Source organism: Streptomyces sp. 8N114 (assembly GCF_052245835.1).
Classification (GTDB): Bacteria; Actinomycetota; Actinomycetes; order Streptomycetales; family Streptomycetaceae; genus Streptomyces.
On the sequence record NZ_JBQQBT010000020.1, the window covers coordinates 1 to 22348 of the forward strand.

Consider the following 22348-nt stretch of genomic DNA (forward strand, 5'->3'; position numbering starts at 1 on the left):
TCCTACGCCTGTCCGGCGAGGACCGGGGGTTTGGGGGCGGAGCCCCCAACAACGGGAGAGGGCCCAGGGCTGGGCCCTCTAGCCACCGCCGCCCCCAACCCACCCGTCAGAGGGTTGGGCCCTCAAGCCACCGCCGCCCCCACCCACCCCTCAGAGGGCTGGGCCCTCAAGCATTGGAGGCGGCGTGAACCAGGCCCGCATGACGTAGGGAGACCGCGATGACAACGTACCGCCTGCCCCAGCTCGCCCGGCGGCCTGCCGCCGAGCCGCACACCGTATACACCGTGGCCAGCGGCGACCTGCGGCCGGCCGCAAACGTCACCTGCTGGCCCACTCAGGAGAAGCTGGAGAGCGACCTGGCCGCGGCCCTCACAAATCTCGGCTGGAAGGCCCGCCGTGGGCACCAGGTCGACCCGGACAAGGGACATGGCTTCATCGACAGCCAGCGGGCCGGTATCGAGGTCTTCAAGACCCTGCCCGAGGACGCCCCGCTGATCGTCGTCGAGGCGGTCTGGCAGTACAGCCACCATGTCCTCGCCGGTCTGCGCAGCCACCGGGGACCGATCCTGATCGTGGCCAACTGGAGCGGTGAATTCCCCGGCCTGGTCGGCCTGTTGAACCTCGCGGGCAGCCTCACGAAGGCGGGACGGGACTACTCCGTCCTGTGGAGCGCCGATTTCACCGACGACTGGGCACGCGAGGGTCTGCGTACGTGGCTGGAGACCGGGACCGTCACCCACGACACCAGCCACGTGAGGCCCCTGCCGCCCCTGCCACAGGATTCCGAGACGGAACTGGGCGTGGCCCTCGCGCGGCAGCTGGCCGAGGAGAAGGCGATCATCGGCGTGTTCGACGAGGGCTGCATGGGCATGTACAACGCCATCATCGACGACGAGCTGCTCAACCCGCTCGGCATCTACAAGGAACGCCTGTCGCAGAGCGCCCTCGTCGCCGAGATGGGGAAGGTCTCCGACGAGGAGGCCCAGGCGGTCCGTTCCTGGCTCGACAGCGCTGGAATGACCTTCCACACCGGCACCGACGAGGCAACCGAACTCACCGACGCGCAGCTGGTCAGCCAGTTCAAGATGTACATTGCCGCGCTGCGGATCGCCGACGACTTCGGGCTGGACGCGGTCGGTATCCAGTACCAGCAGGGCCTCAAGGACACCGTCCCCGCGAGCGACCTCGCCGAGGGCCTGCTCAACAACGTCCGGCGCCCGCCGGTCCGCAGCCGCGACGGTGCCCGCGAGCTCTACGCGGGCGCGCCGCTGCCGCACTTCAACGAGGTGGACGAGGGCGTCGCTGTCGACTCCCTGGTCACCAACCGCGTCTGGACCGCGATGGGCCTCGACCCGGCCACCACGCTGCACGACATCCGCTGGGGAGAGGAGTACGAAGGGCGCTTCGTCTGGGTCTTCGAGATCTCAGGCTCGGTGCCCGCTTCCCACAACGGCGGCTACGACAAGTCGTACAGCATGCGCCAGCCCCCGATGTTCTTCCCCCTCGGCGGCGGCACCCTCAGCGGTGTGTCCAAGCCCGGGGAGATCGTCTGGTCGCGGGTGTTCCTGATGGACGGCCGTCTGCATGTCGACCTCGGCCGCGCCACCTCGGTCGAGCTGCCCGAGGAGGAGACCCGGCGCCGGCTCGACGCCACCAACAACCAGTGGCCGATCATGCACGCGGTCCTGCACGGCGTCACCCGCGACCAATTCATGGCCCGCCACCGCGCCAATCACCTCAACGTCGCCTTCGCACCTGACGCGACGACCGCCGACAAGGCCCTGCGCGCCAAGGCGGCGCTCTTCGCCGAGTTGGGCGTCGAGGTGCACCTGTGCGGCGACGTCCTGCTGTAGCCGTATCCCGGGGACCGGACCTCGCCGTGGATCGCTCAGCGGGCAGACGCGGCGATCCGTACGCGGTGGCTCTCGTTGTCGGAGAGGAACGACGCCAGTTCCCGTCCCTGTTCGGCGACGGCGGTGCGGTCGGCTCTGGAGAAGCGGTGCAGCGGGGCGACGGTCACGGTTCCGGACTCGACGGTCCAGGTCGCGGCGACCCGGCCGTCGACCAGGACGACGCGAGCGCCGGCGACCGACAGGCCGCGATGGGCGTCGTCGATGATCCGGCTGCGGTCGTGGTAACCGAGCAGCGCGTTGTCGAACGCCGGCAGGAACCGCACCGGGGCGGGAGTGCCGGGGTCGGGACGCGGCCCGTCGGGGAGGTCCAGCAGTTCGCGGCCTTGCTCGTCGCGGAAGGCGACCAGCTCCTCCCGTATCGCGGCGACCGCGGCCGGCAGTCCGGCGAGACCGCACCAGGCGCGCAGGTCGGCCGAGGCGGCCGGACCGAACGCGGCCAGATAGCGTCGTACCAGCGTCTGCCCCACAGGATCGGAGCCGTCAGCGGCCGGCGGGGCGATCTCGCGCCCCAGCCAGGAGGAGAGCAGGACGTTGCGCACTCCCGCCTTGGTACGCCACAGCCCGCGCGGCGGCAGTTGGACCATCGGGAGGGCGGAGACCAGCAATTCGCCCAGGGCCCGCGGCTCCGGCGCCGGCCAGCGGTCGCCCAGCGCCCGCGCGAGTTCGGTCATCGAGCGGGGCTTGCCGTCGGCCATCACCGCCCGCCCTGCTGCGGCGAGTTCGTCGAGATCCACCCCTTCGAGCTCGCGACGGTAGACCCCGAGCACCCGCTGGCGCAGCATGGGATCGTGGCGGGCGCGCCAGGCCAACGCGTCGTCACCGGTGACGAGATGGACGGTGCGGCGCATCAGATGGGTCCGCACAACGCTCCGCCCGGTCAGGAGGTCAGAGAGGACTGACGGGTCGAACCCGCGCAGCCGCGCCCAGAGTCCGACGAACGGTTCCTGCGGTTCCTGTGCTTGCAGCCCGCCGAGGTGTGCGACGGCGTCGAGGGCAGGCATGTCGGCGCGGTCGAGGAGCAACTGCCGGGCGAGCGTCGCGCGGTTGAGCGCCCGGGCGTCGAGAACGGTCACCGGATCACCACGTCGTGCCCGTCGGCCGACTGGGGGAGCGCCGCTCGTGAGAGGGGCCGGCCCCGGGTGTATGCGCTGACGATGTCCATGGCTCCTGCCTCTCGGTTCCTCTTGTCCGGGCGGCTGGGCGGTTTCAGCCCGGTCCGGCGGTCCACAAGGCGTGAGGACGATCACATGGATCGGCTTGTCCGGCCCTGCTCGGTGAGCACAGTCGCAGCAGAAGCGGTCACGTTGTGGCCGCTTTTCGGGGCACCATGGGGATCATGCAGAAGACCTCAGCGCGGCTGCTGTCGTTGCTCTCGCTGCTCCAGGTGCGCCGGGACTGGCCGGGGGCTTTGCTGGCCGAGCGGCTGTGTGTCAGCCCGCGCACTGTGCGCCGCGATGTCGACCGCCTGCGGGAACTCGGCTACCCGATCATGGCGAGCAAGGGCCCCGACGGCGGATACCGGCTCGGTGCCGGTACGGAGCTGCCCCCGTTGCTGTTCGACGACGAGCAGGCCGTCGCCCTCGCTGTCGCACTGCAGAGCGCCGCCGGCACCGGTGCCGGCATCGAGGAAGCCGCGGCTCGCGCGCTGAACACCGTGCGGCAGGTGATGCCCGCACGGTTGCGCCACCGGATCGACACCCTCCAGGTGACCGCCGTGGGGCGGCCCACGGCCCGGCCGACCCCGCAGGTGGACAGCAGAGTGCTCATGGCGCTCAGCGCTGCCGTCCACGCTCGCGAAGTGCTGCGCTTCGACTACGCCTCGGCCTCCCCGTCGGGAGCCGGTCAGGACAGCACCGGACCTCCACCTCGCCGGGCGCAGCCCCACCACCTCGTCACCTGGAGTGGACGCTGGTACCTCGTGGCCTGGGACCTCGACCGTGAGGACTGGCGCATTTTCCGCGCCGACCGGATCTCCCCGCGTACCCCCACGGGGCCCCGCTTCACTCCGCGCGAGGTGCCCGGAGGCGAGGTGGCCGCCTTCGTGGCCGACAGGTTTCAGGGCTCCGACGGCCCGGACGACTGGCCCTGCCGCGGCGAGGTGATCCTCGATCTGCCTGCCGCTGCCGTATCCCGTTACGTCCACGACGGACTCGTCGAGGAACTCGGCCCGGACCGCTGCCGACTCGTCCTGGGCTCGTGGTCATGGCCCGGCCTGGCCGCCACCATCGGCAGGTTCGACGCCGACATCGAGGTCGTCGGCCCGCCTGAGCTCAGACACGCCTTCGCGCACCTGGCCCGCCGCTACGCCGACGCCTCGGCCGGCGGCCCCACCGGGGTGTGACCGGCTCAGGCGTCCCGGCTCTTGGTGTCCCCGGCCCCGTGCCCGGAGGAGGTGTCCGTGTCCGTGCCGCCGGAGGCGTGCAGGATGCTGGGGGAGAACCGGAAGCTGAGGGCGAGCCCGTCGCGGGTGGCTTCGGCACCGGTGGGCCGCACACCCTTGGGCAGCGGGCCGAGACCGACGGTGCGCGGGCCGAGCTGGTCGGCGAACTGGTCCATGCCGGGCAGCGAGGTGAGTGTACTGATCTTCATCTGCTGACCCATGACGCGGACGCTGTCCGGGGTGACGGTCAGGCCGTTCGGGGCGGCCTTCACCGTGTTCAGCACGGTCATGGGGATTCCGAGGCCGCCCACGGGGCCGGAGAGCGTGAGGTGGCTGCCGTCCGTGCCGGGCTTCATCCCGCGCACCTGTTTCGGCAACTTCTTGGCGATCTCGTCGTAGCCCACGGTGACGGTGGCCGACCCCGAAGTGGCGCTGCCGTCGGTGGACACCCCATGCAGGGAGGCGTCGACGCCGAAGGACGTCCCCTCGTGCTGGACTCTGTCGGCGCTGATGCGGAGCGTGCCGACCCGGCCGGTCAGGGTCTTCAAGCCGGCCAGCGGGTCCGTGAGCTCCGCCTGCACCCCGGTGGCCTTACCACCCAGCCGGCGCTGGGCCTCTTCGGCTGCGCGCTCCTGGGCCTTGTGTTCGACCAGGGCGTTGGCGCCGCCGCCCGCTGCGACGACGGCAGCAAGCGCAGCGGTGGGGACGAGGACGGTACGGCGGATCTTCATGGGGGGTGGTACTCCCATCTGGGACAGGCTGCCGGGGCCGTGGCGCCTTGGCACCGGCCCGGCCAGGACCGGGCCCGCAGCGGTTGCGCAGCGGGCGCGGGCGGTCGAGGGGCTCGGGGATCGCTGTGGGGACCGACAGCGGCGTCGGTGTCGGCATCCGGCGTCATGGGCGGAAACCGTCGCCGGGTGAGCCCGTGGCCCTGCCCGGCGGAGTGCCGGAACGCCGGGCCCGGCGGGCCGGCGTCGCACCTGTGCGCCGGCTTTCGGGTCCGCAACCGGTGGCTGCCGGAGCGAAAGGGGCACTTCGGGCGAGTATGCCATGGCATGGGCCCCACACCATGCGGGCTGCGTCACACGGCCCGGCACCCGTTCCGGTGCGGCACCGACCGCCTACGGAACGTGGCGGGTGGGCAAGCACGGCAGTGGGAGACGCGCTCCGTCAGGGGCGCGGGGAACTGCTCCCCCTGGGGGCACCTCCCAGCGGTAGCTGGGGGACTCCGGCCGGGAGGCGCCCCCACCCAGCCACAACGGGCCCGCAGTCCGCACGCAGCGGGTACGGGCAACCCCTTTCCGGAACAAGGGAGGGGCGGGCCAAGATCCGCCGGCCGCCCCCGCGATCACGGGCGCCCTGCGGTCCCCGGGGCGGTTTCCGGGCCGTCGCCGCTGACGGCTGCCGCTGCGCGCAGCAGCTCGGCGAGGACAATGCGTACCGCCTTGCGAGCTGCGTGTTCGGGCCGATGGAGTGCGTCGACGTGGCGGCGGGCGTGGACGCCGGAGAGGGGCCTGAGGACCACCGCGGGGTGCGGGCGTGCAGTCCAGCGGGGCATCAACGCGATGCCGCCGCCTGCGGCCACCACCTCGGACACCACGGCGAACTCGTTGATGCGGTGGGCGATATGGAGCCGCCGGTCGGCAGCGGCTGCGACGGCCTCGACGGTGGCCATCAGCGGGAAGCCGTCATGGACGGTGATCCAGGGCTGGTCGGCCACGTCGTGCGGGGTCAGGCGGGCCTTGTCCGTCAGCGGATGGCCGACGGGCAGCGCGATGTCGAGGGGCTCGTGCAGCAGGGGCGTGGCCGACACGGTCTTCGGCCAGGCCGGTGAGTGGTCGAGCCGGTGGCCGAGGACGATGTCGTAGTCGTGGGCCAGCGGCGGGAAGTCCTCCTGGGAGACGTCTTCGTCGGCGAGCGCGATGCGAGGTGCCCCGGGGAAGGCAAGGCCACGCACGAGGCGGGGCCACAGACCGGCGGCGGCGCTGTGGAAGGCCGCGACCGACACCACACCGTCCGGCTGGTCGAGGAACTCCTCCACGGCGTGCCGGGCGCGGGCCAGGGCCGTCTCGACGTCGATCGCTGCGGCGGCCAAAGCCCGTCCGGCGGGCGTGAGTACGAGCCTCCGGCCCTCGCGCTCGGTGAGTGGGACGCGGACCGATCGCTGCAGCAGTCTCAACTGCTGGGAGACTGCCGACGGCGTGACCATGAGCGCCTCTGCCACCGCGGTGACGCTGCCCAGTTCGCCCAGCTCTCGCAGAACACGCAGCTGCCTCTCGTCCATGGAAGACATTGTAGCTTTGCTACATCGATGATTGAGTAGGTGGTACTTGGCTTCACTGTCCTGGTCAGGGCAGCGTTGTGGGCATGCCTGAAGCACGTCGTACCGATGTGGTGCTGTTGCTGGTCGCGCTGGTGTGGGGCTCCAGCTATCTGACGGCGAAGTCCGCCGCTGAAGCCGCCCCTGTTCTGGTGGTGCTGTTCCTGCGCTACCTGCTCTCGGCCCTGGCCGGCATCCCCCTCGTATTCGCCGCCACTTCCCGTCCGCGCCCCCGGTGGACGCGGGAGGAGATCAGGCTCGGGGTGATCCTGGGTGTGTCCCAAGCGGCCGTCCTGGTCCTGGAGATGTACGGCGTGGCACACACCAGCGCCGCCAATGCGGGGCTGCTCATCAGCCTGACTCTCGTGATCACCCCGCTGCTGGACCGCACGGGCCACGGCCGGCTGCCGCCGCGGTTCTTTCTCGCCGCAGGCTTGTGCGTGCTGGCGGTCGGCCTGTTGACGTCCGGCCATGGCCTCGACGCACCGGGCATCGGCGACCTGCTGATACTGGCCGCGGCTGTGGTCCGCGCAGCTCACGTCGCCCTCGTTGGACGGCTCACCACCGGCCGCGCCCTGCGCCCGCTCCAACTGACAGCCGTCCAGACGTCGGTGGGGTCGATGCTGTTCCTCGCGCCTGCTGCAGCAGACCTGCGTGTGCTGGAGGGCGCCGGTGCCGCAACCTGGCTCCAGCTGGCCTATCTCGCCCTCTTCTGCAGCCTCTTCGCCTTTCTCGCCCAGACCTGGGCCGTCCAACGCAGCTCCGCCAGCCGCGCCAGTCTGCTGCTGGGCACCGAACCCGTCTGGGCTGTCGCCGTCGGCCTTGCACTGGGAGGCGAACACCTCACCGTCTCCACCGCCTTCGGCGCACTCCTGATGGTGACCGGCACCTACTGGGGCCAGGTCATCGAACGCTCCCACCGCACCCGCAAGGAAGGGAACGCCCTATGTCCCACGACGACACATACCGCCGTCTGATCTCCCTGCTCGACGACACCGCGACCCCCTACCGGCTCATCGACCACGTCCCCGAGGGCACCACCGAGACGGTGAGCGCGCTCCGCGGCCATCCCGTCTCCCAGGCCGCCAAATGCCTTGTCCTGCGGGTCAAACTCGACCGGCGCACCACGCGCCATGTGCTCGTCGTCGTCCCTGGCGACCGGCGCGTCGACCTGGATGCCGTCCGCGGGTTGTTCGCCGCCCGCTACGTCGGCGTCAGCGATGCGGCCACCGCCGAACGCCTGGCTCGGGCGGTGCCCGGCACGGTGCTGCCCTTCAGCTTCGATCCCGACCTCGAACTCGTGGCCGACCCGGAGGTCGTCACCCAGCCACAGCTCTACTTCAACGCCGCGCGCCTGGACCGGTCACTGGCCATCGCGGGCCCGGACTACGAGAGGCTCGCGCAGCCCCGAGTGGAGAAGATCGCCGGGCCACCGGCATCGGCCGGATAGCGGTCGTGTTGCGCAATGCTCCCGGGCAGCTGTAGTTGGCCAAGCTCGGGCTGAATGCGGAAGACGTCGAACGGGAGGTCTTGTCCGACTGCCGGATCCTGCTCGCAGCGGAGAAGCGCGCCTGCCTCACCGTGCCGCCGGTCGCGAGCCGCCCAGTGCGGCGTCCGATTCCCGCCGGAACGGGAGGAGATGAGGGACCACAGTGGTGCGCGGTCCGTCCGAGTGAGCGGGCGGCCTAGGGAAAGGCGGGGACGTGCACAAGGCCGTTGATGTGAAGGTGCTCTATTTCGGGACGCCGGTGGTATTGATCGGTTCACGGAACGAGGACGGGTCGGCGAACGTGGCGCCGATGTCCTCGGCATGGTGGCTCGGCGACTCCTGCATGCTGGGGATGGGTGACGACTCCCAGACGACGGCGAACCTGCGGCGTGAACGCGAGTGCGTGCTGAACCTGGCGTCCTCGTCGATGGCCGACACCGTCGACCGGCTGGCACTGCTCACCGGCAGCAAAGAGATCGCGGACTACCGCCTCCGGCAGGGTTATCGGTACGAGCCCGACAAGTTCGCGGTAGCCGGACTGACCGAGCAGGCCGCCGAACTGGTCCGGGCCCCACGTGTGCTGGAGTGCCCGATCCAGCTGGAGTGCGTCGTCGAGGCGCACTACCCGTTCGGTACTCCGGAGCCGATCGCCACCGCGTTCCAGGTGAGGGTGGTGCGAGTCCACATCGAGGAGGAACTGGTCATCCCCGGCACGCACTACATCGATCCGGTCGCCTGGGACCCGCTGATCATGAAGTTCTGCGAGTTCTTCGGCGAAGGCCGAAACGTGCGCCCCTCGCGGCTCGCCGAAGGCTGGAACATGCCGCACGCGTTGCGGGATGCGGCGGTCCACTAGGCCGTGTCTTTCGGATCATCGCGAAAGACACGGCCTGAGGCTCGGCGCCGTCGGGGCTACCGGGGTCGCAGGGCGTGGAGATCCGGCAGATGGCGTTCGCCGACGTGGGGCAGGGTGGTCTTCCGTCCTTGGCTATCGCACAGACGTACGCGCTGCCTCGGTGGGGACGAGTCCGTCTCCACGACGATGTCCTGGATGTCGGGCCAGGCCCACTTCCGCACCCCGGGTGGCCTACTTGGCGGCCCAGCAGCCCAAGTTGTTCCGGTTCCCCTCCGCCGCCCGGCGCGGCGCGTCCGGCGATCCCAGCAGACCGTACGGCAGATACCCGGACCGGACACCGAGTTCCCACCCATGGACCTGGACGGCGAGGCAAGCCAGGGCGAGGGTGCCGAGGGGGAGGAGGGACCGGGGCGCGGGATCACCGGAATCGGCCTCGACGCTCTCCCGGTACGCGACCAGCCGGGCGACGAGGGCGTCCTCGAAGGCGTGCTGGTCGTCGTCGAGGAGTACGCGGAGCAGCTGCTGGTCCGCGCTCAGCGCGTCGCCGACCTCGTCGAGCCGCCGGGCGGCCTCCGTGCGCTCCCCGGCGTCCGGCTTGCGCAGCGGAACCGTAGGCCAGTCGCGGGGCAGATGCCCGGCCGCCTCGGTGAGATAGGGGCACAGGGCGTCCATGGCGGCGAGGTCGGCGGGGTCGGAGACGGAGGTGTACCGGTTGTAGGGCACGCCGTCACGGATGGCGGGCGCGTAGTCGCCGCGCAGCAGCGGCCCGGTGTCCCACACATGCCCGCTGACGACACACATCTCGAACATGTCGAGCCAGGTCCGCGCGGTGGGCGCCTCCTGGACGACGTCCCGGAAGGTGATGGGCCCGTCCCCGAACTCGTCGTCGTCCGGGTCCGTGCTGATCCGCTCCCCGACGAGGGGGAACCGGAGTTCCTGGTCCCCGTCCGGGAAGCACATGATGCTCAGCACTCCGTGCACACACTCCGCGGCGGTGACGGCGACCGTGCCGGCCGCAGCGTCGAGCCCCGGCTCCGTCACCGTTCGCGCGGCGACATGGTCGAGCAGTTCGTCCGCCATGGCCCGGATCAGCGTCGGCGAGATGCTGCCGTACCGCAGCGAGTGCCACCGCGTGTAGGCCCGCCCGTCGATGTCGTCGAGCGCCTCGGCCAACCGCTGCTCGCCGACCTGATGGCATTTCACATTCCGCACGTACCCGTCCCTCCATGCACTCCACGACTGGACGAAGCACGTTATCAACGGGCACTGACAGCACTAGGAGGCTTTGTTTGGATCATCTCGCGGACCAGAGAAAGATGCCCGCAATGTGTAGTCCGGCTAGGTAGATGGTCGCGGTCTTCTCATAGCGGGTGGCGAGGCCGCGCCACCGCTTGAGGCGGTTGATGCACTGCTCGACGGCGTTGCGCTGCTTGTAGGCAATCGCGATCACCTCTCGGTGGTCCCGCCACCGGCCACCCCGCTGCGGCGTCCGGTCCGGGAGTAACGGTTCGATCCGCGCCCACTGCGCGTCGGTCAACGGCGCACCCGGACCAACGGCGAGCTGAAACCGACGAAACTGCCTAGACGGTGTCCGGGCCGTAGAGCGCGGCGATGTCTTTGGCGGTGGCCCACCGGCTGTAGGTGGGCGCCTGCGGCCAACCGTCGGGCGAGTCCTGCCACTCCTCCTGCCGCCCGTACGGCAACAGGTCGATCAGCGCGAAGGTGTGACTGAGCTGCTCGGTGCCACGGCCGTTGGTGTGCCAGGTGCGATAAACGGTGTCGCCATCGCGCAAGAACACGTTGATGGCGAATCCTCCGCCGGGCGGTGCGCCGACGTCGGCACCGAACGGGCTGTTCGCGGTGGAATACCAGGCCATTTTGTTCCCGACCCGCCGCTTGTAAGCGAGTGCCTCGTCGATCGGGCTCTGGGTGACGATGACGAACCGGGCATCGTAGTTGTCCAGGAACTCCAACCGTGTGAACTGCGAGGTGAACCCCGTGCAGCCCGGGCACTGCCACTGCTTGCCGGGGAACCACATGTGGTTGTAGACGATCAGCTGCCTCTTGCCTTCGAAGATGTCCGCCAGCCGAACCGGTCCGTCCTCGCCCTCGAGGGTGTAGTCGGGCATCCTGACCATCGGCAGACGGCGGCGCTGGGCGGCGATCGCGTCGAGTTCGCGGGTCGCGGCCTTCTCCCGAACACGCAGTGCTTCGAGCTGACGCTGCCAGGTGTCGGCGTCGACGACGGGCGGTAGTGCGTTGGTGCTCATGGTCCCTCACTGATCATGTGCGCAGCTTGCGGTGTGTAGGTGTAGACCCCGCCCGGTCGTCGAACTCATCGGTGGCCGGCCATTCCGATCGGAAAAGCCGCGGAACGAGAACCCGCATAGTCGCCCCCCGGAGCGCGCCCACGCGGCGGAGCCGCATATCAACACAGCCCCGCGCCCCCTGCGGGGCGCAGCTCCTATGGCAGGCACGCATGGCAAGCCGCTGTCTTGCTTACGGCCTGTCCTGGGTGATTTCGGCGATCAGGTCATCGACCAGGGTCTTGATCCAGTCGCGGATCGGGCGGACGGCTTCGACGCCCTGACCTGCGGGGTCGTCCAGTTTCCAGTCCAGGTAGCGCTTCCCCGGAAAGACCGGGCAGACATCACCGCAGCCCATCGTGATGCACACGTCGGACTCCTTGACCGCATCGGCGGTCAGCACCTTCGGGGTCTCGGCGGAGATGTCGATACCGACCTCCCGCATGGCCTCGACAACCGCGGGATTGACCTGGTCGGCGGGTGCGGAGCCGGCGGAGCGGACCTCGACACGGTCGCCCGCGAGGTGGGTCAGCCAGGCGGCGGCCATCTGGGAGCGGCCGGCGTTGTGGACGCAGACGAACAGGACGGACGGCTTGGAGCCGGAGGTCTCGGGCATGGAGCTGCTCTCTCGTCGGCCGGCGGGCGGCTCCTGCCACCCCTGACATCACCCCGCGCGGTATCAGCGGCAGATGATGTGAGAATATCAGCGCATGCTGACTTCAGCCGAACCTGATGTGATCCGGGTGCTGGGCGACCCGCTCCGGTGGCAGATCGTGAACCTGCTGGCGCGGGAGACGCTGTGCACCACGCACCTGGTCGAGGAGACCGGCGCGAAGCAGACGAACCTGTCGAACCACATGAAGGTGCTGCGCGAAGCGGGCCTGGTGGAGACCGAGCCGTGCGGCCGCTTCACCTACTACAAGCTCAAGCCCGAGGTGCTGGCCCGTCTGTCCGGGCAGTTCGCCCAGCTCGCCGAGTCCGCCCGTGGCGCTGCCGAGAACAAGAGGGCCTGCCCGTGACCACGACCGATCCCGCCGCCCAGACCGCCCCGGACCCGGCGGGGGATGATTCGGTCGTCAAGAAACTCTCCACGCTCGACCGCTACCTGGCGGTGTGGATCGTGCTGGCCATGGCCGTCGGTCTGGGTCTGGGCCGGGTCGTCCCGGGGCTGGGGGACGCCCTGGCGGCGTTGGAGATCGGCGGCATCTCGCTGCCGATCGCGATCGGCCTGCTGGTGATGATGTACCCGGTGCTGGCCAAGGTCCGCTACGACAAGCTGGACGTGGTCACCGGCGACCGGAAACTGATGGTTTCCTCGCTGGTCATCAACTGGCTCGTCGGCCCGGCGGTGATGTTCGCGCTGGCGTGGACCTTCTTGCCGGACCTCCCCGAGTACCGCACCGGGTTGATCATCGTCGGGCTCGCCCGCTGCATCGCCATGGTGATCATCTGGAACGACCTGGCCTGCGGCGACAGGGAAGCAGCGGCCGTCCTGGTCGCCCTCAACAGCGTCTTCCAGGCGCTCGCCTTCGGACTGCTGGGCTGGTTCTACCTCGACCTGCTGCCCCAGTGGCTCGGCCTGGGCAACGGGCAGGGCCTGGAGGTGTCCGTGTGGCATATCGCGCTGAACGTGGTCATCTTCCTCGGCGTCCCGCTGCTGGCCGGGTTCCTCACCCGGCGCCTCGGTGAGAGGAAGGTGGGCCGGGCCGTCTACGAGAACCGTCTGTTGCCGAGGCTCGGGCCGTGGGCGCTGTACGGGCTGCTGTTCACGATCGTCGTTCTCTTCGCCCTGCAGGGGAAGACGATCACCTCGCAGCCGCTGGACGTGGCCCGGATCGCGCTGCCGCTGCTGGTGTACTTCGCGGTGATGTTCTTCGGCACCTTCGCCCTGGGCAAGGGCCTGGGGATGGCCTACGACCGTACGGCGACGCTGGCGTTCACCGCTGCGGGCAACAACTTCGAGCTGGCCATCGCGGTGGCCATCGCCACCTTCGGTGTCACCTCCGGGCAGGCCCTGTCCGGGGTGGTGGGCCCGCTCATCGAGGTTCCCGTGCTCGTCGGGCTGGTCTACGTCTCCCTGGCCTGGCGGCGGAAGTTCTCTCTCCGCACCGGGTGAACCCACAGTGCGACGATAGAAGCAGGGAGCAGGCCGATCGATGAGGAGGCCGCTATGGCAGGCGGGTTCCACTTCACCTTGGCGCCACGGCCGACCGTGTCCGTGACGATGATCGACGGACGGCGCGCCGAGCTCGTCTTCGCCGGTGATCTCGGTGCCGAAGTACTCCGGGAACTGGAGGAACAGCTGAGCGACCCGCGACTGCTCACGGCGCGTGAGTGGGTGGTGGACATGAGCGGAGTCACCCGGCTCGACCTCGCGTGTGCCTACGCCCTCCTCCGTGCGGCTGTCGAACGTCCTGAGACCGCGAAGCTCGTGGTTCACGGGGCACGGCGCGACGTTCAACGGACTCTGCGCCATGCCGGCATCGACCGGCTCCAGGCTTTCCCCGAGTGAGTGAGCGGGCGCTCCTCACCGTCGGATGCCCGGATCGGACGACCGGAAGATAACCTGCACCATGCAGCTGAGTGCAGCCTCCCTCCTGCCGGTCAACGCGACGCTTGCCGGGCTGCTCGTCGCGCTCCTCCTCGCGGCAGCCGGAGCGGCCGCCCTCTTCCATCTCTCCCCGGACGGCGTGCGTACCCACCGCGCCCGGCAGATCCTGTTCGCCGGTACGCGGGGTGCGCTCCAACTCGCGGCCGTTTCCGTGGTCATCGTCTGGGTGGTCCGCTCCCGGGTCGCGACCGTCGCCTTCCTGATGCTGATGCTGGGCGTGGCCGTACGGACCGCCGGTCGCCGCATCACCCGCGACCGGACATGGTGGACGACGGCCCTGCCCCTCACCTCGAGCGTGCTGCCGGTCATGGCGGCGCTCCTGGCCACCGGCCTGATTCCCCTCGACGGCATCGTGCTGATCCCGGTCACCGGCATCCTCATCGGCGGCGCGCTGAGCGCGACCGTGCTGGCAGGGCGCCGCGCCCTGGACGAACTGAGACTGCGGCACGGCGAGGTGGAATCGGGCCTGGCGCTGGGCCTCACCGAGCGGGACGCCCGGATGGAAATAGCGCGCCCCGCCGCCTCCGAAGCGTTGATCCCCGGCCTTGACCAGACCCGCACAGTCGGACTGGTGACCCTCCCAGGAGCCTTTGTCGGCATGCTCCTCGGCGGCGCCGGCCCCCTCGCCGCGGGCGCCGTCCAACTGTTCGTCCTCGTCGCGCTGCTGGCGGTCCAGGCCGTGGCGGTGGCACTCACCACCGAACTCATCGCCCGCGGCCAACTGCGCCCTCCCCCGCAGGAGCCCGACCAGTCGTGACGCACACACATCCCGCACTCGCCGGGAGGGCGGATCAGAGCAGATCGTTGTCGGTGAAGAAGGGGTCCTCGGCGCCGAGCCAGTGCTCCTGCCCCAGTGCCAGCTCCTCGTCGGTCAGCAATGCCGCGTCCAGGGCTTCGCGGATCCGGGAAGCGTCCAGGTCGAGGCCGGTGAAGGTGATCTCGTTGCGGCGCTCTCCGAAGTAGTCGTCCCAGAACCAGGAGGCGGCCGTACGCCGCTGTGCCGACACGGCCTCCCACAGCTGCGGCCTGTCCGCCTCCAGCCATGGGCCCGCTTCCCGCAGCTCCAGGTGGGCACCGGCCGAACGCCAGGTCACCACGGAGTCGGGGCGGTTGGCCAGCCACAGATGCCCATGGCCGCGTACGACCCCGAGCAGCGCGACGGAAAGGGCCTCGGCCAGCCGTCCGGGATGCACCGGGTGGCGGGCCCGCCACAGGACGGAGCCCACACCGTGGCTGGTGCCGTCTCGCACATGCGGCACCGCCACAGGGTCCAGGCGGGCCCGCCACATCTCCTGAGGGTCGTACGACACCGGCCGCAGAGCGGCGGACGGCAGCCCCGCCGGTTCGGCACCGTCGTGGGTCACCACCCCGGCGCGGCCGTTGAGGTGCCGGATCAACGAGGCGACCCCGGGTGCGAGCCGCCCCTCCGTGCCGGCAGGCGAGCGCACCACGACGGTGTCCGCCATCTCCACCTGCGCAGCCGCGGCCTCGGCCCGGGTCACGGGCTCGCTCGCCGTCCAGCCGTTCCATCTGCGCACCGCCCGGTGAACGCAGCTGATGTCCGCCATGAAGGAGCTCGGATCGACACTGGTCAGCACGGGACCCGCGACGTAGTGGGTGCCGAGCGAGCCGGTCGCTGTCCTGTCGCGCCACAGCTCCAGCACGAAGGGCAGCGTGTCGAGGTGCTCGGGCAGCGCCAGGACGACGGCGTGAGGGCGGTGCGGCGCGCGCCCGATCGAGAGCAGGTCCTCACGGACGATCACCGCAGGTGCGCCGGTCGCCCCGCGCGACGCGACGTCCCGAATACGCGCGTCCGTCCCACGCAGCAGCCGCTGGACGACCGGATACCCCTCCGGCCTGTTCTGCAGCGAGACGGCCAGGGCCAGGGCGTTCGGTGAAGCGTGCAGCACCTGGTCCACCAGGGCGCCGCGCGCCTCGGGGGAGTTGCCGGACACCACGCTCAGAAGGATCTCGGGCACGTTCTCTCCGTCAAGGGCTGTGGCTGTGGCTGTGCTGGGGGTGTGGTGCCGGGGCGGCGGCGGGGCGGGTCATGGTGCCTCCGGGAAGTCCCAGACCCGTCGCAGTGTGCTGTCGGTGAGGACATCCTTCGGCTTCCCCTCCTCGATGAGCCGCCCTTCCTGAAGCAGCAGGCAGTGGTCGGATTCCCGGGCCGCGTGGAGGTCGTGAGTGGCCTGGACCACCGTCACCCCCTCGGCCGCGGCGGCGCCGAGCACGGTGGAGATGCTCTCCCGCGCCGCCATGTCGAGGCCCGTCGTCGGCTCGTCCAGCAGGAAGAGCTCGGCCTCCTGGGCGAACCCCTGGGCGACGAGCGCCCGTTGACGCTGCCCGCCCGAGAGCTCGCCGAGCTGTCGTTCGGCCAGGTCGAGGATGCCGAGCCGGTCCATGCTGTCGCGCACGACGGAGCGGTCCCGGGCTGTGAGCCGCCGCCAGGCGCCGCGGTGCGCCCATCGGCCCATCGTCACCGTTTCCCGGACGGTGAGCGGGAGGGTGTCGGCAACCGCGCTGCGCTGCACGACGAAGCACGGGCGGGAGGTGCTCCTCCTCTCGATGGAGCCGGAGGTGAGTGGGCGTACCCCCGCCAGCACGCTCAGGAGCGTGGACTTCCCCGAGCCGTTCGGCCCGACGACGGCGGTGGTCGCCGACCGGGGGATGGACGCGGTGAGTTGGCGCAGCACCGGACGCCGGGGATATCCGGCGGCGACGTCGCGCAGCGTGACCTCGTACGGCCTGGGATGTGGCATGTCCTCCCCTTGTTGTTATGACAATCGTTTTCACTATAGGCTCCCGGCCATGGAGTGGTTGACCGGCCCGTTCGAAGTGGCCTTTGTCCAGCGGGCCTTGTGGAGCGGGATCCTGGTTTCGCTGATCTGCGCCACCACGGGCACGTGGGTGGTGCTGCGAGGCATGACCTTTCTCGGCGACGCCATGGCGCACGGGATGCTGCCCGGCGTCGCCGTCGCCTCCCTTTGCGGAGGCAACCTGCTGATCGGTGCCGCGGTGAGCGCCGGCGTGATGGCCTGTGGGGTGACGGCTCTCGGGCGCTCGCCCCGGCTCTCCCAGGACACCGGGATCGGCCTGCTGTTCGTGGGCATGCTGTCGCTGGGCGTGATCATCGTCTCCCGGTCGCAGTCCTTCGCGGTGGACCTCACCGGATTCCTCTTCGGCGATGTGCTCGCGGTGCGGGAGCAGGACCTGGTCGGCCTCGCCGTGGCGCTCTGTGCAGCCGTACTCGTGTCCGTGCTGGGGTACCGCTCATTCCTTGCCCTCGTCTTCGACGAGCGGAAGGCGCACACCCTCGGCCTGCGCCCTCGCCTGGCGCACGCGGCCCTGCTCGGGCTCGTCACGCTGGCCGTCGTCACGTCGTTCCACGTGGTCGGCACGCTGCTGGTCTTCGGGCTGCTGATCGCCCCACCGGCGGCGGCGCTGCCGTGGTCCCGGCGGATTCCGGCGGTGATGTGCGGTGCGGCGCTGTTCGGTGTGGCTGCGACCTTTACCGGGCTCCTTCTCTCCTGGCACCTCGGTACGGCTGCCGGAGCGACGATCGCCGCGGTCGCCGTCCTGCTGTTCTTCCTCTCCGTGCTCGTTTCCAGGATCCGGAATCGCCGAGTGGAGTACGCGCAGCCCACCCCCGCAGTCGAACAGCGAAGGGAATACGAGCACTCATCATGATCTGGAACCGAAAGAAGGCCGGGCCGGCCTCCGCCGCGGTCCTCTCCCTGGGGCTGCTGCTCGCGGGCTGTGCCGACCAGGGCGGCGACCCGGGCAAGGAGAGAAAGAAGTCCGCGTCGTCTTCGAAGCCGCACGGGTATGTCGCCGGAGCGGAAGAGGCCGCGGAGCAGCAGTCCCGCCTCGTACTGGCAGACAGCGAGAGCGGCACTCTCAAAATTCTCGATCTCATCGAGGGGAAGACCAAGCCGCTGGGCAGGACGGCCAAGGGTGCGGAACTGGTCACCGACGGCCGGTTCGCCTACGCCAATTCGCGCAGCGGCTCCAAGGTTTTCGACAGCGGCGCGTGGATGGTCGACCACGGAGACCACATCCACTATTACCGGGCCAAGGCGCACGGCCTCGGCACGGTTCGGGGCAAGAAGACGGAACACGTCTACAGCAGTCCGTGGCTGACGGCCTTCACCTTCACTGACGGCACGGCGCGGCTGGTGGACCATGCGCGGCTGGAAAAGGGCCGTATCAGTTCCACCGCGACCCTCGACGAGGTCGATCGGGGCCCCGTCGTTCCCTTCAAGGAGAATGCTCTCGTTCCGGTCGCCGGGCCCGGCGGGGACTCCGTCGTGGAGGTACGCGATCGGAAGGGCAGGAAGAAAACCTCCCTCGACGCGGAGTGCCCGGAACTCCGCGGTGCCGCGGTGACGCGGACCGGTGTCGTCTTCGGATGTGCCGACGGAGCGCTGTTCGTGACGGAAAAACAGGGGAAACCCCGCGCGGAGAAGATCCCCTTCGGCCGGAAGGTGCCCGACAAGGAGCGCCCGGACTCCTTTCGCAGCCGCTCGCTCGGCACCACGCTGACAGCGCGAGCTGGCGACAAGGGCGTGTGGGTCCTGAACGTGGCCGAGCGCGACTGGAAGCTGATCGAGACCGGACCGGCGGCAGCGGTGAACAGCGCGGGAGAGGGAACGCCGCTCCTGGTGCTGGACGACTCCGGCACGTTGAAGGGGTACGAGATATCCGACGGGAAGGAGATCGCGAGTAAAAGGATCCTTTCCGGGTCGTCAAGCGCGAAGAACACCTCCCGCGCGGTCATCGAAGTCGATGCCAACCGCGCCTACGTCAATGACGTAGCGGCCAAGAAGGTGTACGAGATCGATTACAACGACGATCTCCGCAAGGCCCGTTCCTTCTCCCTGGACTTCGCGCCCTCCGAGATGGTGGAGACAGGACGTTGAGGGCCGCCATGAGCACCGAGCCCCCGGACAGACGCAGTACGGCAGCAGGCGTCCTCCTGCTCGTCTGCGTAATGCTTGCCGGCCTGACGGGATGCTTCGGCACCAAGGAGGGGCGTCCCACCGTGGTGGTCACCACCAACATTCTGGGCGACGTCACACGCAAGGTCGTCGGCGACGAGGCCGACGTGAAAGTACTCATGAAGCCGAACGCGGACCCGCACTCCTTCGGTGTCTCAGCCGCCGAGGCCGCCCAGATCGAGAGCGCCGACCTGGTCGTCTACAACGGCCTGGGCCTGGAAGAGAACGTGCTGCGTCATGTGCAGGCGGCCAAGGAATCGGACGTGCCCACGCTCGGCGTCGCCGACGCGGTGGAACCCCTCGCTTACAGAACGGACGAGACGGCGGGAAAGCCCGACCCGCACTTCTGGACCGACCCCTCCCGGGTACGCAAAGCGGTCGGGATCATCGGTACCGCAGTCGCCGAACATGTCGACGGGGTCGACAAAGGCGCCGTCAAGGCCCAAGCCACTTCTTACGGGAAGAAGGTCGGGCAACTCGGCGCGTGGATGAAGCAGCGCTTCGACACGATTCCGAAGAACGGGCGGAAGCTGGTGACCAACCACCATGTGTTCGGGTATCTGGCCCGGCGATTCGATTTCCAGGTGGTCGGCACGGTGATTCCGAGCGGCACGACTCTGGCTTCGCCCAGCGCTGCCGACATGAAGTCGCTCACCACCACCATCGAGAAGGCCGGAGTCAAGGCGATCTTCGTCGACTCCTCACAGCCGGACCGTTTGGCACGTGTACTCAAGAAGGAGAGCAAGGTCGAGGTGGCCGTGATCCCGCTCTTCTCCGAGTCCCTCACGGAAAAGGGCAAGGGTGCCGCCACATACCTGCAGATGATGCGCTCCAACACGAAGGCGATAGTGCGAGGACTCGCCAAGCCCTGAGGGACTCGCCAAGCCCTGGCGCCACGAACAGAACAACACGCCGGTCCGCCGACCTCGGTTCGGCGGGCGAAGAAAGGAAGTAAGAGGCCATGAGCAGCAGTTCGCGCGTCCGCAGAGCGGCGACCTTCTCCGCGTTCCTTTTCACCTCGGTCGTCATGACGGCTTGCGGTGCGGAGGACACCGACAAGACGTCGTCCGCGAAGAACGAGGGAAAGCAGTCCGCCGCAGCGGTCAAGGACCCGCTCGCCGTCACACACGACGGCGGGATATACGTACTCCACGGTGAATCCCTCAAGGTCGTCAAGGACGTGCCGCTCAAGGGATACAACCGGGTGAACCCGGCAGGTGACGACAAGCACGTCATGGTGTCTACGTCGAAGGGTTTCCGGGTGCTCGACACGGCCCGGCAGAAGCTGACGGAGACCGAGTTCAAGGGAGCGGAGCCCGGCCATGTGGTGCAGCACGCCGGGAAGACGATGCTTTTCACCGACGGCACGGGCAAAGTGAGGATCTTCGACCCGGCCGAACTTGACAAGCCCGAGCCGAAGGTCGATACCTACACCTCGGCCTCCCCGCATCACGGTGTCGCTGTCGAGTTGGAGAACGGCGAACTCGTCACCACCCTGGGCACCGCCAAGAAGCGCAAGGGCATCCTCGTGCTCGATAAGAAGCGCAAGGAGATCACGCGGAACGAGAAATGCCCCGAGGTGCACGGCGAGGCAACTGCCAAGGACGAGGCGGTGGTCATCGGCTGCGAGAACGGCGTTCTCCTCTACAAGGACGGGAAGATCACCAAGATCGACAGCCCCACCGAGTACGGAAGGATCGGCAACCAGAAGGGCTCGGAGAAGTCCCACATCGTTCTCGGCGACTACAAGCAGGACCGGGAAGCCGAACTCGAACGTCCCGAAAAGGTTTCCCTGATCAACACCAAGACGGGCAAGCTGAGCCTCGTCGACCTGGGCACCAGCTACAGCTTCAGGTCCCTTGCCCGCGGCCCGAAGGGCGAGGCCCTGGTGCTGGGCACGGACGGGAAGATCCATGTCATCGACCCCGAGGCGGGCAAGGTCAGCAAGACCCTCCCGGTCGTGGACAAGTGGCGCGAGCCCTTGGACTGGCAGCAGGCGCGCCCGGAGATCTTCGTACGTGACGAGACGGCCTTCGTCACCGACCCCGAGCAGAAGAAGCTCTACGCGGTCGATCTGAACTCCGGGAAGAAGAAGGCGACCGGCACCTTCGACAAGAAGCCGAACGAGATCACCGGAGTCGTGACCGAGTAGCCGGCACGCCGCGCCCAGGCCGCCCGGTGGGGGCACGGATTTCCGACAGCGCAACTCGACGGGGTGCCCAACTGTCGGCACCACCGCCGCACCGCGGCGGAAGCGGAAGAGGGGCGGCTTCGACGGGGGCCGCCCCTCCGGGTGACCAGACGTCCTGGGCTTGTTCGCCGTCTGATCAACTGCTGTGATCATCTCGGGTGAGGTGAAGAGTCTTCGCCTGTACACGCGGTGTCCAAAGGAAATGGAGAACCCCATGGGCGCTTATGCCATCGTCAACGTCGATGTGCTCGACGAAGAGGCCGGACTGGCGTACGCGTCCGTGGCCCAGAAATCCATCCTCAGCCACGGCGGCCGTTACCTGGTCGCGGGCCCCACGCCAGAGCCCGTCGAAGGCACTTGGGACTCCTCCCGGATCGTGGTCATCGAGTTTCCCGACATGGACCGGATGCGGGAGTGGTACGACTCTCCCGAGTACCGGCGGGCCCGGGAGATACGAGAGGGCAAGGTCCGGGTGGGGATGCTGTTCGTCGAGGGCGCGCCGCCCGAGGGCTTCGCCCTCCCGGCCTAGGTGGTCCGGGCGAGCGCGGTGGCGACCGTCGCGGCGATGGGCAGGCCCGTGTGGTCTTCGATCCCTCCCCACTGCCCGTTCGGGTTGACCTCCAGGAATACCCATCCTTCCGCGGTGATGAGGAAGTCGAAGGCCCCGAACCGCAGTTGCGGCGCTCCCATCAGCGCCGTGACCCCGCACCGCACCTCATCGGGTACCGGCACGACTTCGTATGGCAGTGCCGGATAGTCCGACCGCCAGTCGAGCCGGGCGGCATCGCCGGCCCCATGGATTGCTGCCGCTCGTCAGGAGTCTTCGGGCTCCAGCTCGAACGTGAAGTAGATGCTCAGCGTGTAGGGCTCGTCCTCGTCGTGAAAGTAGTCCCACGAGACGTCCACCAGGAAGACGTTGTGATCCCCGACCCACTCCTGGGCCTTCCTGAAGGCTCCCGCGGCAGTTGTGGCAGGGAACAGCTTCCTGGCGATGGGATGCACCTGGGACTCGGCGTCCGAGTCGTCGAAGTCTTCCGGAACGTCGAGGCAGAGGTCAGGATCGAGCTCCATGGACTGCGCCCTTCCAGTCGGCTACCGGTACGAGTCGCGACAGAGGCTGATCCTCTGAGCAAGACGCCCGGTAGGACCGCAGCACACCCGGGAGGGTTGCTCTTGCGACTAAGGGGCTGCGTTTGCGTGCCCCGAAGCGGGGGCGCGGGGCTGGAATCACCGCTCCCTGAGAGTTGCGGGCTCCACCAACACGACCAGGGACTCCGGCAGA

Annotated in this window: 25 protein-coding genes; 14 read left to right on the forward strand and 11 right to left on the reverse strand. The window is 69.1% G+C overall.

Annotated elements, in window-relative coordinates; genetic code table 11:
- Positions 1-218: 218 nt before the first annotated feature.
- Positions 219-1853 carry a fucose isomerase gene (locus tag ACTWQF_RS28760; RefSeq protein ID WP_443282624.1) on the forward strand — a complete coding sequence of 545 codons (1635 nt, stop codon included), beginning with the start codon at positions 219-221 and terminating at the stop codon, positions 1851-1853.
- A 35-nt stretch (positions 1854-1888) separates the two neighbouring features.
- Here ACTWQF_RS28760 and ACTWQF_RS28765 read toward each other — a convergent pair whose 3' ends face one another.
- Positions 1889-2986 carry a winged helix DNA-binding domain-containing protein gene (locus tag ACTWQF_RS28765; RefSeq protein ID WP_443282625.1) on the reverse strand — a complete coding sequence of 366 codons (1098 nt, stop codon included), beginning with the start codon at positions 2984-2986 and terminating at the stop codon, positions 1889-1891.
- Positions 2987-3249: 263 nt separating this feature from the next.
- Here ACTWQF_RS28765 and ACTWQF_RS28770 point away from each other — a divergent pair, with 263 nt between their 5' ends.
- On the forward strand, positions 3250-4254 hold the full coding sequence (locus ACTWQF_RS28770) for a helix-turn-helix transcriptional regulator (protein WP_443282626.1): 1005 nt from the start codon (positions 3250-3252) through the stop codon (positions 4252-4254).
- Positions 4255-4259: 5 nt separating this feature from the next.
- On the opposite strand, the gene ACTWQF_RS28775 is transcribed toward ACTWQF_RS28770, so the two are convergent.
- Both ACTWQF_RS28775 and ACTWQF_RS28780 read right to left on the reverse strand, forming a co-directional pair.
- Positions 4260-5042 carry an LmeA family phospholipid-binding protein gene (locus tag ACTWQF_RS28775; RefSeq protein ID WP_443282627.1) on the reverse strand — a complete coding sequence of 261 codons (783 nt, stop codon included), beginning with the start codon at positions 5040-5042 and terminating at the stop codon, positions 4260-4262.
- 599 nt (positions 5043-5641) lie between these two features.
- Complete coding sequence (locus tag ACTWQF_RS28780) at positions 5642-6577, reverse strand: LysR family transcriptional regulator (protein ID WP_443282628.1); 936 nt, start codon at positions 6575-6577, stop codon at positions 5642-5644.
- Positions 6578-6660: 83 nt separating this feature from the next.
- Between ACTWQF_RS28780 and ACTWQF_RS28785 the strand changes: the two genes are divergently transcribed.
- From ACTWQF_RS28785 to ACTWQF_RS28795, 3 genes are all read left to right on the forward strand, one after another.
- Positions 6661-7590, forward strand: a complete 930-nt coding sequence (locus ACTWQF_RS28785; protein WP_443282629.1) for a DMT family transporter — start codon at positions 6661-6663, stop codon at positions 7588-7590.
- Entirely contained in the window at positions 7560-8063 is a 504-nt protein-coding gene (locus ACTWQF_RS28790) for a YbaK/EbsC family protein (RefSeq protein WP_443282630.1), read from the forward strand. The genes ACTWQF_RS28785 and ACTWQF_RS28790 overlap by 31 nt, the downstream gene beginning before the upstream one ends.
- Positions 8064-8316: 253 nt before the next feature.
- Positions 8317-8958: a flavin reductase family protein gene (locus tag ACTWQF_RS28795; protein ID WP_443282631.1), complete on the forward strand. Its 642-nt coding sequence runs from the start codon at positions 8317-8319 to the stop codon at positions 8956-8958.
- A gap of 231 nt (positions 8959-9189) precedes the next feature.
- On the opposite strand, the gene ACTWQF_RS28800 is transcribed toward ACTWQF_RS28795, so the two are convergent.
- The 4 genes from ACTWQF_RS28800 to ACTWQF_RS28815 all read right to left on the reverse strand — a co-directional run bounded on the left by ACTWQF_RS28800 (position 9190) and on the right by ACTWQF_RS28815 (position 11880).
- Positions 9190-10170 carry an immunity 49 family protein gene (locus ACTWQF_RS28800; RefSeq protein WP_443282632.1) on the reverse strand — a complete coding sequence of 327 codons (981 nt, stop codon included), beginning with the start codon at positions 10168-10170 and terminating at the stop codon, positions 9190-9192.
- An 82-nt stretch (positions 10171-10252) separates the two neighbouring features.
- Entirely contained in the window at positions 10253-10495 is a 243-nt protein-coding gene (locus tag ACTWQF_RS28805; RefSeq protein ID WP_443282633.1) for a transposase, read from the reverse strand.
- 43 nt (positions 10496-10538) lie between these two features.
- On the reverse strand, positions 10539-11228 hold the full coding sequence (locus ACTWQF_RS28810; RefSeq protein WP_443282634.1) for a DUF899 domain-containing protein: 690 nt from the start codon (positions 11226-11228) through the stop codon (positions 10539-10541).
- Between the two features lie 229 nt (positions 11229-11457).
- Entirely contained in the window at positions 11458-11880 is a 423-nt protein-coding gene (locus ACTWQF_RS28815) for an arsenate reductase ArsC (RefSeq protein ID WP_443282635.1), read from the reverse strand.
- Positions 11881-11974: 94 nt separating this feature from the next.
- Here ACTWQF_RS28815 and ACTWQF_RS28820 point away from each other — a divergent pair, with 94 nt between their 5' ends.
- The 4 genes from ACTWQF_RS28820 to ACTWQF_RS28835 all read left to right on the forward strand — a co-directional run bounded on the left by ACTWQF_RS28820 (position 11975) and on the right by ACTWQF_RS28835 (position 14632).
- A complete protein-coding gene (locus tag ACTWQF_RS28820; RefSeq protein ID WP_443282636.1) occupies positions 11975-12283 on the forward strand; it encodes an ArsR/SmtB family transcription factor in 309 nt (102 codons plus the stop codon).
- Positions 12280-13380 (forward strand): ACR3 family arsenite efflux transporter, encoded by a 1101-nt coding sequence (gene arsB, locus ACTWQF_RS28825; protein ID WP_443282637.1) that lies wholly within the window; start codon positions 12280-12282, stop codon positions 13378-13380. Before ACTWQF_RS28820 ends, arsB begins: the two co-directional genes overlap by 4 nt.
- A gap of 54 nt (positions 13381-13434) precedes the next feature.
- A complete protein-coding gene (locus tag ACTWQF_RS28830; protein WP_443282638.1) occupies positions 13435-13776 on the forward strand; it encodes an STAS domain-containing protein in 342 nt (113 codons plus the stop codon).
- Between the two features lie 61 nt (positions 13777-13837).
- Complete coding sequence (locus tag ACTWQF_RS28835) at positions 13838-14632, forward strand: ABC transporter permease (protein ID WP_443282639.1); 795 nt, start codon at positions 13838-13840, stop codon at positions 14630-14632.
- Positions 14633-14666: 34 nt separating this feature from the next.
- On the opposite strand, the gene ACTWQF_RS28840 is transcribed toward ACTWQF_RS28835, so the two are convergent.
- Entirely contained in the window at positions 14667-15854 is a 1188-nt protein-coding gene (locus ACTWQF_RS28840; RefSeq protein ID WP_443282640.1) for a GTP-binding protein, read from the reverse strand.
- A gap of 69 nt (positions 15855-15923) precedes the next feature.
- Positions 15924-16637 carry a zinc ABC transporter ATP-binding protein AztA gene (gene aztA / locus ACTWQF_RS28845; protein WP_443282641.1) on the reverse strand — a complete coding sequence of 238 codons (714 nt, stop codon included), beginning with the start codon at positions 16635-16637 and terminating at the stop codon, positions 15924-15926.
- A 49-nt stretch (positions 16638-16686) separates the two neighbouring features.
- Here aztA and aztB point away from each other — a divergent pair, with 49 nt between their 5' ends.
- The 5 genes from aztB (at position 16687) to ACTWQF_RS28870 (ending at position 21595) form a co-directional block, all read left to right on the forward strand.
- Positions 16687-17565, forward strand: coding sequence for a zinc ABC transporter permease AztB (gene aztB, locus ACTWQF_RS28850; RefSeq protein WP_443282642.1), 879 nt, complete (start codon positions 16687-16689; stop codon positions 17563-17565).
- A complete protein-coding gene (locus ACTWQF_RS28855) occupies positions 17562-18797 on the forward strand; it encodes a hypothetical protein (RefSeq protein WP_443282643.1) in 1236 nt (411 codons plus the stop codon). Before aztB ends, ACTWQF_RS28855 begins: the two co-directional genes overlap by 4 nt.
- Before the next feature lie 8 nt (positions 18798-18805).
- Positions 18806-19747 carry a zinc ABC transporter substrate-binding protein AztC gene (aztC, locus tag ACTWQF_RS28860; RefSeq protein WP_443282644.1) on the forward strand — a complete coding sequence of 314 codons (942 nt, stop codon included), beginning with the start codon at positions 18806-18808 and terminating at the stop codon, positions 19745-19747.
- A gap of 89 nt (positions 19748-19836) precedes the next feature.
- Positions 19837-21027 carry a zinc metallochaperone AztD gene (aztD, locus tag ACTWQF_RS28865; RefSeq protein ID WP_443282645.1) on the forward strand — a complete coding sequence of 397 codons (1191 nt, stop codon included), beginning with the start codon at positions 19837-19839 and terminating at the stop codon, positions 21025-21027.
- Positions 21028-21280: 253 nt separating this feature from the next.
- Positions 21281-21595, forward strand: a complete 315-nt coding sequence (locus ACTWQF_RS28870; RefSeq protein ID WP_443282646.1) for a DUF1330 domain-containing protein — start codon at positions 21281-21283, stop codon at positions 21593-21595.
- Here ACTWQF_RS28870 and ACTWQF_RS28875 read toward each other — a convergent pair.
- Positions 21592-21798 carry a hypothetical protein gene (locus tag ACTWQF_RS28875; protein WP_443282647.1) on the reverse strand — a complete coding sequence of 69 codons (207 nt, stop codon included), beginning with the start codon at positions 21796-21798 and terminating at the stop codon, positions 21592-21594. The genes ACTWQF_RS28870 and ACTWQF_RS28875 overlap by 4 nt on opposite strands.
- A gap of 81 nt (positions 21799-21879) precedes the next feature.
- The gene (locus ACTWQF_RS28880; RefSeq protein ID WP_443282648.1) at positions 21880-22137 is read right to left on the reverse strand and encodes a hypothetical protein; all 258 of its coding nucleotides are present in this window, start codon (positions 22135-22137) and stop codon (positions 21880-21882) included.
- Between the last annotated feature and the right edge of the window lie 211 nt (positions 22138-22348).

Coding starts and splice junctions, on each gene's coding strand:
- ACTWQF_RS28810 (WP_443282634.1), bottom strand. CDS start 11,228: ATGAGCACCAACGCACTACCGCCCGTCGTCGACGCCGACACCTGGCAG.
- ACTWQF_RS28770 (WP_443282626.1), top strand. CDS start 3,250: ATGCAGAAGACCTCAGCGCGGCTGCTGTCGTTGCTCTCGCTGCTCCAG.
- ACTWQF_RS28880 (WP_443282648.1), bottom strand. CDS start 22,137: ATGGAGCTCGATCCTGACCTCTGCCTCGACGTTCCGGAAGACTTCGAC.
- ACTWQF_RS28785 (WP_443282629.1), top strand. CDS start 6,661: ATGCCTGAAGCACGTCGTACCGATGTGGTGCTGTTGCTGGTCGCGCTG.
- aztA (WP_443282641.1), bottom strand. CDS start 16,637: ATGCCACATCCCAGGCCGTACGAGGTCACGCTGCGCGACGTCGCCGCC.
- aztC (WP_443282644.1), top strand. CDS start 18,806: ATGAGCACCGAGCCCCCGGACAGACGCAGTACGGCAGCAGGCGTCCTC.
- ACTWQF_RS28780 (WP_443282628.1), bottom strand. CDS start 6,577: ATGGACGAGAGGCAGCTGCGTGTTCTGCGAGAGCTGGGCGAACTGGGC.
- aztD (WP_443282645.1), top strand. CDS start 19,837: ATGAGCAGCAGTTCGCGCGTCCGCAGAGCGGCGACCTTCTCCGCGTTC.
- ACTWQF_RS28855 (WP_443282643.1), top strand. CDS start 17,562: ATGATCTGGAACCGAAAGAAGGCCGGGCCGGCCTCCGCCGCGGTCCTC.
- ACTWQF_RS28830 (WP_443282638.1), top strand. CDS start 13,435: ATGGCAGGCGGGTTCCACTTCACCTTGGCGCCACGGCCGACCGTGTCC.
- ACTWQF_RS28820 (WP_443282636.1), top strand. CDS start 11,975: ATGCTGACTTCAGCCGAACCTGATGTGATCCGGGTGCTGGGCGACCCG.
- ACTWQF_RS28835 (WP_443282639.1), top strand. CDS start 13,838: ATGCAGCTGAGTGCAGCCTCCCTCCTGCCGGTCAACGCGACGCTTGCC.
- ACTWQF_RS28790 (WP_443282630.1), top strand. CDS start 7,560: ATGTCCCACGACGACACATACCGCCGTCTGATCTCCCTGCTCGACGAC.
- aztB (WP_443282642.1), top strand. CDS start 16,687: ATGGAGTGGTTGACCGGCCCGTTCGAAGTGGCCTTTGTCCAGCGGGCC.
- ACTWQF_RS28760 (WP_443282624.1), top strand. CDS start 219: ATGACAACGTACCGCCTGCCCCAGCTCGCCCGGCGGCCTGCCGCCGAG.
- ACTWQF_RS28870 (WP_443282646.1), top strand. CDS start 21,281: ATGGGCGCTTATGCCATCGTCAACGTCGATGTGCTCGACGAAGAGGCC.
- ACTWQF_RS28815 (WP_443282635.1), bottom strand. CDS start 11,880: ATGCCCGAGACCTCCGGCTCCAAGCCGTCCGTCCTGTTCGTCTGCGTC.
- ACTWQF_RS28775 (WP_443282627.1), bottom strand. CDS start 5,042: ATGGGAGTACCACCCCCCATGAAGATCCGCCGTACCGTCCTCGTCCCC.